General features: G+C 39.4%; 10 protein-coding genes. 3 read left to right on the top strand and 7 right to left on the bottom strand.

The window, feature by feature from the left end:
* Positions 1 to 234: 234 nt before the first annotated feature.
* The gene (locus QZ265_RS06150; protein WP_296404437.1) at positions 235 to 696 is read right to left on the bottom strand and encodes a hypothetical protein; all 462 of its coding nucleotides are present in this window, start codon (positions 694 to 696) and stop codon (positions 235 to 237) included.
* Positions 697 to 759: 63 nt separating this feature from the next.
* Between QZ265_RS06150 and QZ265_RS06145 the strand changes: the two genes are divergently transcribed.
* Positions 760 to 1,503 (top strand): NAD-dependent deacylase, encoded by a 744-nt coding sequence (locus QZ265_RS06145; protein WP_296404434.1) that lies wholly within the window; start codon positions 760 to 762, stop codon positions 1,501 to 1,503.
* 121 nt (positions 1,504 to 1,624) lie between these two features.
* Here QZ265_RS06145 and QZ265_RS06140 read toward each other — a convergent pair whose 3' ends face one another.
* The 3 genes from QZ265_RS06140 to QZ265_RS06130 form a co-directional block, all read right to left on the bottom strand.
* Positions 1,625 to 2,200 (bottom strand): TPM domain-containing protein, encoded by a 576-nt coding sequence (locus tag QZ265_RS06140; protein ID WP_296404432.1) that lies wholly within the window; start codon positions 2,198 to 2,200, stop codon positions 1,625 to 1,627.
* A 139-nt stretch (positions 2,201 to 2,339) separates the two neighbouring features.
* Positions 2,340 to 3,521 carry a YgcG family protein gene (locus tag QZ265_RS06135; protein ID WP_296404430.1) on the bottom strand — a complete coding sequence of 394 codons (1,182 nt, stop codon included), beginning with the start codon at positions 3,519 to 3,521 and terminating at the stop codon, positions 2,340 to 2,342.
* A 216-nt stretch (positions 3,522 to 3,737) separates the two neighbouring features.
* A complete protein-coding gene (locus QZ265_RS06130; protein ID WP_296404428.1) occupies positions 3,738 to 4,349 on the bottom strand; it encodes a LemA family protein in 612 nt (203 codons plus the stop codon).
* A gap of 623 nt (positions 4,350 to 4,972) precedes the next feature.
* Between QZ265_RS06130 and QZ265_RS06125 the strand changes: the two genes are divergently transcribed.
* Entirely contained in the window at positions 4,973 to 6,526 is a 1,554-nt protein-coding gene (locus tag QZ265_RS06125) for an alanine/glycine:cation symporter family protein (RefSeq protein ID WP_296404426.1), read from the top strand.
* Positions 6,527 to 6,634: 108 nt separating this feature from the next.
* On the opposite strand, the gene QZ265_RS06120 is transcribed toward QZ265_RS06125, so the two are convergent.
* Positions 6,635 to 7,315 carry a fasciclin domain-containing protein gene (locus tag QZ265_RS06120; RefSeq protein WP_296404423.1) on the bottom strand — a complete coding sequence of 227 codons (681 nt, stop codon included), beginning with the start codon at positions 7,313 to 7,315 and terminating at the stop codon, positions 6,635 to 6,637.
* 524 nt (positions 7,316 to 7,839) lie between these two features.
* On the opposite strand from QZ265_RS06120, the gene metH reads away from it, so the two are divergent.
* Positions 7,840 to 11,658 (top strand): methionine synthase, encoded by a 3,819-nt coding sequence (gene metH, locus QZ265_RS06115; RefSeq protein WP_296404421.1) that lies wholly within the window; start codon positions 7,840 to 7,842, stop codon positions 11,656 to 11,658.
* A gap of 184 nt (positions 11,659 to 11,842) precedes the next feature.
* Here metH and QZ265_RS06110 read toward each other — a convergent pair whose 3' ends face one another.
* Positions 11,843 to 12,772 (bottom strand): Abi family protein, encoded by a 930-nt coding sequence (locus tag QZ265_RS06110; RefSeq protein ID WP_296404419.1) that lies wholly within the window; start codon positions 12,770 to 12,772, stop codon positions 11,843 to 11,845.
* Between the two features lie 151 nt (positions 12,773 to 12,923).
* Positions 12,924 to 13,085: a DUF2256 domain-containing protein gene (locus tag QZ265_RS06105; protein ID WP_296404418.1), complete on the bottom strand. Its 162-nt coding sequence runs from the start codon at positions 13,083 to 13,085 to the stop codon at positions 12,924 to 12,926.
* Between the last annotated feature and the right edge of the window lie 149 nt (positions 13,086 to 13,234).

Here is a 13,234-nt window from a genome sequence, read left to right as displayed (position 1 = left end):
AACTATTATAAATGTAACTGACTACACTTTCTATCATTAACTATTGTCTAAAATATCTTGGTTAAAGCCAATGTTAAGCATCTTATTGATTTGCATCCCAAGATAGCAACAATTAAATATTAGTAATAGACAATACGTACATAAACCCTTGAAATCTTTGTAATGTCAAACCTAGCAAGGTTTATTTATCAACATCATCTATAATACTGCAAGGCTTAAAATTTAGTATTACTACTATACGCCGCTCAGCTCTACTCTAAGCTCTTCAATACTTGGCACCTTATGAAAGTTTATCACTGTGACTTCGCCCAAACGACGACGCCCTAATGCAGTATTGGCATCAAGTGTTAATAAGGCTACTTTTTTGGCATTACGTTCTAATACCAAATGGTGTTCACGCAAAAGTGCCGTAAAATCTGGAAAATTTTTGCTGATAAGATTTTTAAGCTTCAAAAGCTGCTCATTCGATGCCTTGCCAAATGCGCTCACCTGACTATTAAACATAGGTTTACTTTGTGCATTGCTCTTTGCATTAAATTTAGCATTAGCCGTTTTGGCGGCTTGTTTGTTTTTAGTCCACTTTTCTTTATCAGAGCCTAAGGTTTTTGGCTTTAAAGCCAAAGCAATGACAAAAAGCGCTATTGAACAAAGGAGCACTGCGCTTAGTAATACTGAACCACTGAAAGTCTGATACATACATCCTCCTATTATCATTAATGTATTATGATACATAAACCCAAGCTTATATATAGGTGTTTTATGACCAATGCTTTACAACAAGCCATAACTCTACTCCAAGGCGCAAAACAAATTTGTATCTTAACCGGTGCCGGTATCTCAGCTGAAAGTGGTATACCTACTTTTAGAGACAAACAAACTGGACTTTGGGAAAACTTTAGAGCTGAAGATTTAGCCAGTATTGAAGCCTTCGACCGTGATCCAAAATTGGTCTGGTCCTGGTACCAATGGCGACGTAATTTGGTGATAGATAAACAACCAAATCCTGCTCATTATGCTTTAGCTAACCTTGAACAATGGGCAATTAATCATAATAAGACCTTTTATCTTATCACTCAAAATGTTGATGATTTACATGAGCAGGCAGGTATTAAAGCCACTCATTTACATGGACATCTATGGAAGAACAAATGTAGTCAATGCGAGGCTAGCTATGACGCAGATAATGATTACACTCAAGATATGCTGCTTAAATGTCCTCTATGTGATGCTTATATTAGACCAGACATAGTATGGTTTGGTGAGATGTTGCCGCATGACGAATGGCAACTTGCCGAATATGCTGTCAATAATTGCGATGTATTTATTAGCATTGGTACTTCAAGTTTGGTTTATCCCGCTGCAGGACTATTACAGGTTGCAAAAAGGCAGGGAGCTAGAATTATTGAAATTAATTTAAACCCTACTCAAAATCCAATTATTGATCTAGTGATATCAGGTAAAGCAGGTGAAATATTGCCCAGTCTTGTATCAGCGCTAGAGTAATGGTATTACAATTATTTAATAGCATTATAAGCATTTAACTATAATAGCTAATTGAAATACAAATAAAAAAGCTAGGCTCTAAAATGAACCTAGCTTTAATTTGAGTTTTAAAATTAAATATTTACTTTAAGAAAACCACAGTATCAGATAGCTCATTACCTTCTGGATCATGTTCTAAATAATAGTGTTGTCTTAGTAGCAATCCTATCTCATCTAACAAATCGGCTAAGCTTTGTTCTTTATTTCCTTTGGCCATTCCATCTAAGGCTTTATCACACATAGCTTTCCAAACAGTAGGACTAACATGAGCATTGATACCTCTATCCGCAACAATTTCTAAAGACTTTTCACAGATATTCACATAGACCAAAATGCCAGTATTTTCTTCAGTATCCCATATTCGATACAAGCTAAATAAATCTACTGCCCTTTCACGGCAACCCACACTATAAGCCAAGTTCACAGGTAAATGATTTTCAATGATTAAAAACACTTCACCGCGATGACCTTTTTCTGCTTCTGTTACCTTTTGAGTTAAGCGTGACATCACTTCATCAGATACCCAGCGACGATGCATAATGGGCATAAAGATGGCTTGACGCCACCATCTGGCAAAGCTAGGTTGACTAACCACATTATGCCCTTCAGCAACGTTAGGATGTGCAGACTTTAATTCAGGCTGTGCGTTTTGTAGCATGTTAGTCTTACCTCAAACCTTATGATATTAAAAAGATTTATTGTTAAAATATTTTAAAGCTAACTTATAATCTCGTGTTTAAGCGTTCAGTAGTACATCGTTCAATAGTACTGTAACCACACCTACATAGATTTAAAATCTACCATGACCCGCCAGCGCCGCCGCCTCCAAAACCGCCACCGCCGCCTCCAAAACCACCACCGCCAAAGCCGCCGCCACCGAAGCCACCACTTCCGCCCCCACCAAAGCCTCCACCAGGAAAGAAGATAACACCACCACCACGACCGCCTTTACCACCACCTTTTCCGCCGCCACCACGAGAAATCAAGAACAGCCATAAAAATACTGCCATAAGAACAGTGGTAATCAACCCTGCACCAGCAGAAAGTGCCATAAATGCAAATCCACCAGTAGCTAAAAATGAGCCAATAATACGGCCCAATACAGAGGTTAAGAATAATCCAAAAATTAGGGCAATAAGAAAAGACCCAAATATTGAAGGAGAATTGCCACTACTTTGGTTTTGAGCTTGTGCACGCTCCTTAGCAAGAGCATCTGACTGGGCTAATACATCAGGGTCAGCTACTAATCGTTCTTCTATACGATTAATACCTTTGATCAATCCACCGCTATAATCACCTTGCTTAAACGAGGGTTTGATTTCATCATCAATGATACGGTTTAAAGCGGCATCAGGTAATACCCCTTCAAGGCCATAACCTGACAAGATATAAATATTCCTATCATTAACAGCAACCAGTATCAATAAACCATCATCGGTATCTTTATTACCAAGCTTCCATTTTTCTGCTACTTGCATACTATAATCAAAGATATCCATCCCATTAGTAGAAGGCACAGTAACCACAGCAGCTTGTGCCAAACCCTGATCATAGATATGGCGAAGTCTTTGGGTTAAAAGTTGCTTTTCTTGAGGGGTAAAGATATTGGCCTGATCGACCACTGGTGAATTCAGTATGAGTTTATCGTTGTCAACGCTTGGAGCTGTCGATTGTCTAGGTGGATTATTAGTACTAGGAGCAGCTGTCTTGGTATTATCTTCTGCTGTGGCTTGACCTATGTTCGGTATATTGTCAGTGATAGCATCGTTACCCAATACCGCATCATTGATAGCTTCATTTTGTTGCCCAGCCTTAGCTACGGCAACCATATCATCAATACTTTGATCACTATATTGTTTAGTAGTTTGTGATGATCCAACACTTGTAGCTTCATTATTGGCAGCAAAACTTACAGGCGTTACTAACAGGGTTGCGCCTATTAATGACAATATTGACCAGCTATGTTTTAACTTTTGCATGCGCATCATCACCACTCTATTCAAAGACACTAATTTAAAATTTGCAGCCCATACACATATAGCCTATGAGCTGCTCTACTATTTAAAATATTGGGGCGTAGACAATAAAGGTTTAGTCTCTAATTAACTATATACTTATTAACCTATAAGCTTATTAAGCTATAAGCATATTAAACCTATATGACTTTCAAGGTATTTAATTATTAAAGAATATAATTATTGACCAAAATCAACTTTCGGAGCATTTGAAATCTCTTTTTCGTTATCCACGGTAAAGTTTGGTTTAGGATTCATACCGAATACTTTGGCAGTTATATTAGTCGGGAACTGACGTACAGTAGTGTTATAAGATTGGACTTCTTGGATATAGCGGTTCCGAGCAACCGTAATACGGTTCTCAGTGCCTTCAAGTTGAGCTTGAAGATCTTGAAACAATTTATCAGACTTAAGCTCTGGATAACGCTCAGAAACAGCCATCAAGCGTGATAAAGCACCTGTCATCTGAGCTTGTGCTGCTTGATAATTTTCCATAGCTTTTGGATCATTCAAAGCTTCTGGAGTAAGCTGAATACTTCCGGCTCTTGAACGGGCTTCAGCAACCTGAGTGAATACCTCTTGTTCTTGATTGGCGTATTGCTTAACCACTTGTACTAAGTTAGGCACTAGGTCATCGCGGCGCTTATATTGGTTAACCACTTCAGACCAAGCTGCATTTACCTGCTCGTCTTGCGCTTGCAGGTTGTTATAACCACAACCTGATAAACTCACTGCTGACATGCTTAAAACGGTTGATAACATTAGTGGCTTAAGGATTGATTTACGTGACATAACTAACTACTCCGAAAATTTCAAATGAAAAGACAATTAATTTATCTTATGTATAGTTGAACTATCAATTAATAAAGAATCAATAAAAATTTATCTAAAAAGTTCAAATAGCTATACTTAATAAGAATATAAATTAAAACGTCAGCTGAGTTGAGACGGTTTTAGAATAAAATTCCGCATTCTAAATTTAGATAAATTAAATTTAATAGTAAGATATCGCAATTGTACTGTTGAATGATATCAAATCACAATTAATACAATTTATTGTTACTTAAATACAACCGCATTACCGTAATAAAGCGATAGTAAAAGAGTAAACAAAAGCTATCATGCGACTAAATTTCAAAATTGATAAGTAGTAAAAGATTATATTAATCTAGCAATTTACATCTAATTGTGGCAAATTACAGTTACGTAGCAAAACTTTTGCGTAACATTTATCTTATCAATTTTACATTATACTTGTATGCTACTCATTAATGTGTTTGTATTTATCTAATTGTATTTGTTGATTTTTTTAATAATTATATTACTTAAATAAGTGCTGTACACAGGTTCTAAAAAATTACAAATAGCAAAGAAACAGGTATGTTGCTTAATTTGTTAAAACTAGGAAAAACACTATGGAAGGCATTGTAAGTGCTTTAAATAACATTATTTGGAGTCCTGCGCTAATCTACTTATGTCTAGGTGCAGGTTTATTTTATTCAATCATGACTCGGTTTGTTCAGATTCGTCTTTTTAAAGAGATGATTCGACTGCTGTTTAAGAGCAAACCTGATAATGATGGTATATCTTCTTTTCAGGCCCTAGCCGTCGCATTAGCAGGTCGTGTTGGTATGGGTAACATCGCCGGTGTGGCTGCTGCAATTGGCTTTGGTGGTCCAGGTGCGGTATTTTGGATGTGGGTCGTGGCTTTTCTAGGCGCTTCTACTGCTTATGTAGAATCAACTCTAGGTCAGATTTATAAAGAGCGTGATGTGGTGACTGGCGAATATCGTGGTGGTCCTGCTTACTACTTCGAACGCGCTCTTGGTCAAAAATGGTATGGCATTTTATTTGCAATCTCATCCATTATTGCTTGTGGTATTTTCTTACCAGGTGTTCAGGCCAATGGCGTTGTAAACGCAGTTGCCCAAGTAACTGGTGAAGGTAGTTTGATGACGTTAATGGGCATGGAAGTGGGTTCAACCCGTCTTATTGCTTTAGTCATCATCCTATTGGTATTAGGCTTTATTATCTTTGGTGGTATTAAGCGTATTGCTAACTTTGCTGAATATGCAGTTCCTTTTATGGCCATAGGATATGTGTTTTTAGCCATCTTAATCATGTTCACCAACTTTAGCAAAGTACCTGAAGTGTTTGGTATGATCTTTAGCGATGCGTTCTCTGCCCAAGCAGGTTTTGGTGCGGCTATCGGTTGGGGTGTAAAACGTGGTATTTATTCTAACGAAGCAGGTCAAGGTACAGGACCTCACGCAGCAGCAGCAGCTTCTGTAGATCATCCTTCACAGCAAGGTCTGGTTCAGGCATTCTCAGTTTATGTAGATACTTTATTGGTTTGTTCTGCCACTGCGTTTATGATTTTATCAACTGGTATGTACAATATCCAAGGTGAACTACCAGATGGTCAATTTATCGTACAGAACGTAGCGGCTGATATTGAAATTAACTCACCTTCATTTACCCAGATGGCTATGGAATCGGTATATGGGACCGTAGGTGATTCGTTTATTGCTGTGGCTGTATTCTTCTTTGCCTTTACCACTATCCTTGCTTACTACTATATTGCAGAAGTTAACATCTCTTATTTAACTCGCTCTATGGGTAAAAGCGCCAGTAAAACTGGTTTATTCATTGTAAAATTGATGATTATGTTTATGGTTGCTTATGGTGCCTTAAATAGCTCAGGCTATATCTGGGGTCTTGGCGATGTAGGTGTTGGCTTAATGGCTTGGTTAAACATTGTTGGTATAATCATTATCTTCTTTGTTGCAAAACCAACCCTTACTATGCTTAAAGACTACGAAGATCAATTAAAGGCGGGCGGCGGAACTTCAAATAAACGCTTTGTGTTTGATCCTAAAAAATTCGGTATCAAAAATGCCACTTATTGGGAAGATCGTCATAAAGAGACGGTAGAAGCTAATCGTAAAAATGACCTTAACCTTAAATAAGTCAGTTATTTAAAATTATTTTCTAGCCAGTTCATTAAAAAACCCGATATTAGTATCGGGTTTTTTGTGCCTAATATTATAAAATATTTTTATAATCAACAACTTTAGCTAGCCTTCTGGAAAAAGCACTTTATCAATGACATGTACGGTACCATTACGGGTAGGAATATTAGCCACTTTAATAGACGCTGTACGACCTATACCATCCTGAATCGTTTTTTGATCCGTGATAGTAAGCTGATGATTATTAAATGTGGTTAACCGACTTGAATGCAGCTGAGCTAGGTTTAGTGGTTGTGACGTTTTAGCAACATGATAACCCAATAATATACGAAGTAGCGGTTTGTTGTGCATTAGCTTTTGCTTGGTCATGGTGGTTTCATTAAACCATGCTTCAAAGGCAGCATTGTCTGGTGCGAAGATCGTATAGTTTTTTCCGGCAAACCTAAGTGCACCTGACAAGCCAGCTGCCTCTATGGCTTCGACTAAGATAGAAAGATTAGGGTTTCGTCTGGCCATTTCTAACGCATTTTCTGAAGCATCATAGCTAATTTCTGATGCTGATGGCGCTGAAGATTTAATAGGTGCTGGATTAATATACGGAGTTGGTTGAGAAAAGCTACTATAAGTGGCATTAGAAGACAAATCTAATCGATTGAAGCTTTTGCTATCAGTAACTAAAAATTGCTGTGATATTTTGGTAGAGCTAGGCGTGGCAGACTGTGCTGCATATTGGCATCCAAAAGCTGCCATTAAAAAAGCCAGTGTCCATACGGGCGTTGTTTTCATGATAAAGCTTATCCTTTGCTATTGAGCCTAAGTTATTAATCCTTATTAAATAACCACAACTTTAAACCATAGTTAGTGTTTCTAGTTATTGAACCTTGTTGAATATAGTTAGTAAAACCAGTTAGTGAACATAGTTGTTTAAAAAAGTAGTTATTTAAAGTAGTTGTTTAAAATAGTTATTTAAAGTAGCTATAAATCATGAAAGCTTTAGTGCCCAAAACAGTTACTCATGATTCATTTAGTTTAAACAAAAAATCTTATTATGACTATGGCAATTTTGAAGTTACAAACTTTTCCATATCTGAAAATTCTAGATTCAGGCAACTGAATAAGTAGCTATATTGTGGTCTTACTAAATTGATTTATACTAGCAAGGAATTAGATATTGATAGGCAATATGCTACACTAACCCAGTTTTAGAGATCTAATCTGACAACCCTTGCTCCTAACCCCGTACTCTTAAATAGAAGATGATGTAGACAAGGCTTCTACCCCCCTATTAACTTACAGTATAAGAAAGTGCTATGTCCAATTGCTCACATCCTGAACACAATCTTAAAAAAGACCTTGCTGATCATGCTCAAAAAAAAGGGCACAATCCAGACAACTTTAACCTAGTTGCGCCTGTTCAAATTCCCTTCAAGGCGCAGCAGCTTAGTGCACGACAACGCATTGTAGAACAGCTTGATCAGCGTATCTTAATGCTCGATGGTGCTATGGGTACTCAGATTCAGACTTTTAACTTAAAAGAAGCTGATTACCGCGGTGAGCGCTTTGCCAACTTCACCCAAGATGTAAAGGGTAACAACGATCTATTGGTGTTAACTCAACCTGAAATTATCAAAGGTATTCATAGTGATCATTTAACTGCTGGCGCTGATATCATTGAGACCAATACCTTTAATGCTACCCAGATTTCGATGGCAGATTATGGTATGGAGCATTTGGTTACTGAGATTAACCGTGAGGCTGCTCGAATTGCGCGCGAAATAGCAGATGAATTTACTGCCCACAATCCTGATAAACCACGCTTTGTGGCTGGGGTAATTGGCCCTACTTCACGCACCTGCTCACTCTCTCCGGATGTAAATGACCCAGCATTTCGTAACGTCACTTTTGACGAATTGGTAGACAACTATACTGAAGCCTTATTTGCCTTAATTGAGGGCGGTATCGACCTTGTTTTAATCGAAACCATCTTTGATACCTTGAATGCCAAAGCGGCTATATTTGCGGTAACAGGCGTGTTTGAAACCCTAGGATTTGAGTTACCCATTATGATATCGGGAACCATTACCGATGCCTCAGGTCGTACCTTATCGGGTCAAACCGCTGAAGCTTTTTATAATTCTATCCGTCATGCCAAACCTTTATCGGTAGGCTTCAACTGTGCGCTCGGCGCTGATGCGTTAAAGCCACATATTCAAACCTTATCAGATATCGCTGATACTTATGTCTCAGCGCATCCGAATGCAGGCTTGCCTAACGAATTTGGTGAATATGATGAGACGCCATATGAAACTGCAGCTCTCCTAGACGGTTTTGGTAAATCTGGCCTATTAAACATTGTTGGCGGCTGTTGTGGTACTCGTCCTGAGCATATTAAAGCTATCCACGATGTGATGCAAAAATACCCGCCACGCAAGATTCCAACCATTGCGCCCGCCTGCCGATTATCAGGCCTTGAGCCTTTTACTATCACCAAAGACAGTTTATTTGTCAACGTAGGTGAACGTACCAACGTTACTGGCTCCAAAAAGTTCTTACGTTTGATTAAAACCGGCGAGTTTACCGAAGCATTAGATGTTGCACGTAACCAAGTTGATGGCGGCGCCCAAATCGTTGATATCAATATGGACGAGGGCATGCTCGACTCCAAAGCGGCTATGATTCACTTCTTAAACTTAGTGGCCGGCGAGCCGGATATCAGCCGCGTGCCGCTGATGATTGACTCCTCAAAGTGGGACATTATAGAGGAGGGCTTAAAGCGCACCCAAGGTAAATCAGTGGTGAACTCCATTTCGCTCAAAGAGGGCTACAATGAGTTTGTGAAGCATGCCAAATTATGTATGCGTTATGGTGCAGCAGTCATTGTCATGGCCTTCGATGAAGATGGTCAAGCTGACAGCTATGAGCGCAAAATTCAGATTTGTCAGCGCAGTTATGACATCTTAGTCGATGAGATAGGCTTTCCCTCTGAAGACATCATTTTCGACCCCAATATTTTTGCAGTGGCCACAGGAATTGTTGAGCACAATAACTATGGCGCAGACTTCATCAACGCCACTAAGTGGATTACTGATAATCTACCCAATGCCATGGTATCAGGTGGTGTGTCAAACGTTTCATTCAGCTTTCGCGGTAACCCTATTCGTGAAGCCATTAACGCCGTATTCTTGTACCATGCCATTCAAGCTGGCTTAACCATGGGTATCGTTAACCCTGCCATGCTAGAAGTGTATGACGAAATTCCTAAAGATGCGCGCGAGGCCATTGAAGATGTCATGCTTAACCGCAATCAGGGTACGAGCGGTCAAGATGCCACTGAGCGCTTAATGACCGCAGCAGAAGCTTATGTGGCGGGCGGTAAAAAGAACGACGGTACCATTGATTTATCTTGGCGTGAACAGTCGGTAGAAAAACGTATCGAACACGCTTTGGTTAAAGGCATCACCACCTATATTGATGAAGATACCGAAGAAGCTCGCCAAAAATACCCCAAACCACTGCATGTCATTGAAGGTCCTTTAATGGATGGCATGAATGTGGTCGGCGATCTATTTGGTGCTGGTAAAATGTTTTTGCCTCAAGTCGTAAAATCTGCCCGTGTTATGAAGCGTGCCGTAGCCGTATTGAACCCTTATATTGAGGAAGAAAAGGTCGAGGGAGAGGTCAAAGGGAAAGTCATTATGGCCACAGTAAAAGGTGACGTTCACGATATCGGTAAAAACATCGTGGGAGTGGTACTTGGCTGTAACGGGTATGACGTGGTCGACTTGGGTGTTATGGTGCCTTGCGATAAGATCCTCGACACTGCGATAGCAGAAAAGGCCGATATTATTGGTTTATCAGGTCTGATTACTCCAAGCCTTGATGAGATGGTCTATGTGGCAAAGCAAATGCAAGAGCGTGGTATGACCCTACCATTAATGATTGGTGGTGCAACTACTTCCAAAGCCCATACCGCGGTAAAAATTGAACCCAACTATCAAAATGATGCAGTCATTTATGTCTCTGATGCATCACGTTCTGTGGGCGTAGTGACTAAGCTGTTGTCCCAAGAGCACCGTGTAGAGCTTCTACGGGAGACCCGCGAAGAGTATGAAAAAGTGCGTGAACGCCTAGCCAATCGTAAACCTAAAGCGGCTAAGCTGAGCTATAAAGAGTCAATTGAACAAGGCTTTAAGTTTGATTGGGAAAACTACACCCCGCCTACTCCCAATGAACTAGGACAAGTTATCTTTGATTCGTATCCGATTGAAAACTTACTGTCTTATATTGACTGGACGCCATTTTTTATCTCATGGGGTCTAGTGGGTAAGTATCCAAAGATTTTTGATGACGAGGTTGTGGGTACTGAGGCCAAAGATTTATTCGGTAATGCCCAAGAGTTATTACAGCGCTTTATCGATGAAAACTTAGTCACTGCTAAAGGTGTCTTTAAGATTATGCCTGCACGCCGTACCGATCACGATACCGTGACCGTCTATGACAAAGCTCCGATTGAAGGTGGTCAGCCGACTCATGTGTTCGAGCACTTACGCCAGCAGTCTGACAAAGCCAGCGGCAAGCCAAACTTTAGCTTAGCAGATTTCATCTCACCGCTTGAGACACATACCGATTACTTGGGTGGTTTTACGGTTTCGATTGAAGGTGCTCAAGAGCTATCGGATGCTTATAAGGAAGCTGGCGATGATTATAATGCAATTATGGTACAAGCCTTATGTGATCGTCTTGCCGAAGCCTTTGCTGAGCATCTGCACGAATTGATTCGTACCCAATACTGGGGCTATCAACCACAAGAACAGCTGACCAATGACGAGCTGATTAAAGAAAAATACGTCGGTATCCGCCCTGCCCCCGGCTATCCTGCCTGCCCTGAGCATACCGAAAAGGGCAAACTGTTTGATTGGCTCGATACCCAAAACGCTATTGGCACTTATTTAACCGAGAGCTATGCGATGTGGCCTGCGTCTTCGGTAAGTGGCTTCTATTACTCGCTACCTGACAGTGTGTATTTCAATGTCGGTAAGATTGGGCGTGATCAGTTAGAGGACTACGCTAAACGTAAGGATTGGGATATGAAGACAGCTGAGAAGTGGTTGAATCCGAATTTGGCTTAGGTGTTTGTTGTTCAAATTTAGCAATTGCTAAATAAAGCTTGTTAACACCCCTGTCATTAACTATAATAGACTGTAACAGCACCGCCACCTCTACCTAATCTCTCTGGCAACATTGAATTAGGAAATGTGGCGGTTTTCTATTGCCTATTGTTTTGGGTATTACTGATTTAGCAAGAAATGAGCTTTACCAATCGTTCCAAGAAGTGAACCCTATATCATCTAGTTTGATAGCATTATTATTTGGTATGGGGAAGTCAAAGAGTAAACTCTCTACTTCATTTTGCCAACTGCTATCAGGTTCAATAACCATCAACAAGTGCTTCATCATAATCAAATAAAAGAATAACCGTTTATTGTCCGCTGATGAAAGCCCTAAAAAGCTACTATCAACTTTTGCAACAACATCTATATTTGTATTCCATAATCTCGAATGGTGTGCACATATGTTGCGAATATAGTTTAATGACTTTAGCCAGCTTTCAAAAATACTTGCATTATCGACACCGTAACCTTGAGATATTTGCTTTTGTTGTCTGCCTTTTAAACCTGAATACAATACCGATAAGCTACCAAAATCCATTACCTCAACCCCCACCCAAATCGGCAGGTCTTCATAAGTTGCAAGGTGATGTTTGATAAAAGGACTCTTTTTTGAGCGACGTATCTGAGATTCATATTTCTTTAACCACAAGTCATAACTTATTTGTCTGTCTTTACCTTGTACAAAATTTTGGTCAAAGTTGTTTTTATCTAGATGCGCAACAGGGCTAATACGACCAAAGGTGTGAGCAATACTGGTTCTGACAGACATTTCAATAACCTCAAGCGCCTGCAAACACAGTATTCTAAGCTTTTTATCAAAGTTATAAATATTTAAGACATCGCTAAACTTTGTGCTTTCACGAAAATCATTTTTTCTTGAATTGTTAGTCAGTTGTCTAAACGGATACCAATAACCACTTAATCGATAATAATTTACTTGCGATAGGATATGCTTAGCGTGTACCTTATCATCAAATATCATACCTCTATTTTCGAGCAGTTCTATTTGTTGCTTGAGTGATTGCCAAGGCTTACAGGTTTGTTTTGGGGCTGGGCTTGTTATTTGTTTCAATAAAGTTTTTCCAGTCAGTAGCAAGCTAAAATGTCATCATAGCATTAAACTTTCATTAAGATTTAATTCGTCTAGTTGTGATACAGGAAAAGTCAGCATCAGCTAAGTATTCCATGATTCAAATAGTCTTTAACTTATTCATTAATCACCCCTAATCAGGCTTCTCAACCCCTTCATAGGTTTTCACCCGTCGGCACCTATCTGAGCAATACACCATACTGTCCCAATTTTTATCCAATTTTTTGCTCCAGCTAAATTCACGCTGGCAGATGGGACATTCTTTTTTACGAACGTTCTTTTTTTTGTGCGCCATATCGCTTGCTACCTAACTTCTGTTTTAAATTCTGTTTTCTAACTTCTGATTACCAACTTTTAATTAAAACTGACACCATAGTATCGCTATCTAAATAATAAAAAAAACTAAGCCATTGCTGACTTAGCTTTCTATCAAGCACATATAGT

Source organism: Psychrobacter sp. (assembly GCF_018260395.1).
In the GTDB taxonomy this organism is placed as follows: domain Bacteria; phylum Pseudomonadota; class Gammaproteobacteria; order Pseudomonadales; family Moraxellaceae; genus Psychrobacter.
Note: the sequence above shows the minus strand (reverse complement) of the source record. Positions and strands in the feature narration are given on the sequence as shown.

Bases quoted from the DNA above. Each gene is read 5' to 3' on its own strand.
- QZ265_RS06150 (WP_296404437.1), bottom strand. From the start codon at position 696: ATGTATCAGACTTTCAGTGGTTCAGTATTACTAAGCGCAGTGCTCCTT.
- QZ265_RS06145 (WP_296404434.1), top strand. From the start codon at position 760: ATGACCAATGCTTTACAACAAGCCATAACTCTACTCCAAGGCGCAAAA.
- QZ265_RS06140 (WP_296404432.1), bottom strand. From the start codon at position 2,200: ATGCTACAAAACGCACAGCCTGAATTAAAGTCTGCACATCCTAACGTT.
- QZ265_RS06135 (WP_296404430.1), bottom strand. From the start codon at position 3,521: ATGCAAAAGTTAAAACATAGCTGGTCAATATTGTCATTAATAGGCGCA.
- QZ265_RS06130 (WP_296404428.1), bottom strand. From the start codon at position 4,349: ATGTCACGTAAATCAATCCTTAAGCCACTAATGTTATCAACCGTTTTA.
- QZ265_RS06125 (WP_296404426.1), top strand. From the start codon at position 4,973: ATGGAAGGCATTGTAAGTGCTTTAAATAACATTATTTGGAGTCCTGCG.
- QZ265_RS06120 (WP_296404423.1), bottom strand. From the start codon at position 7,315: ATGAAAACAACGCCCGTATGGACACTGGCTTTTTTAATGGCAGCTTTT.
- metH (WP_296404421.1), top strand. From the start codon at position 7,840: ATGTCCAATTGCTCACATCCTGAACACAATCTTAAAAAAGACCTTGCT.
- QZ265_RS06105 (WP_296404418.1), bottom strand. From the start codon at position 13,085: ATGGCGCACAAAAAAAAGAACGTTCGTAAAAAAGAATGTCCCATCTGC.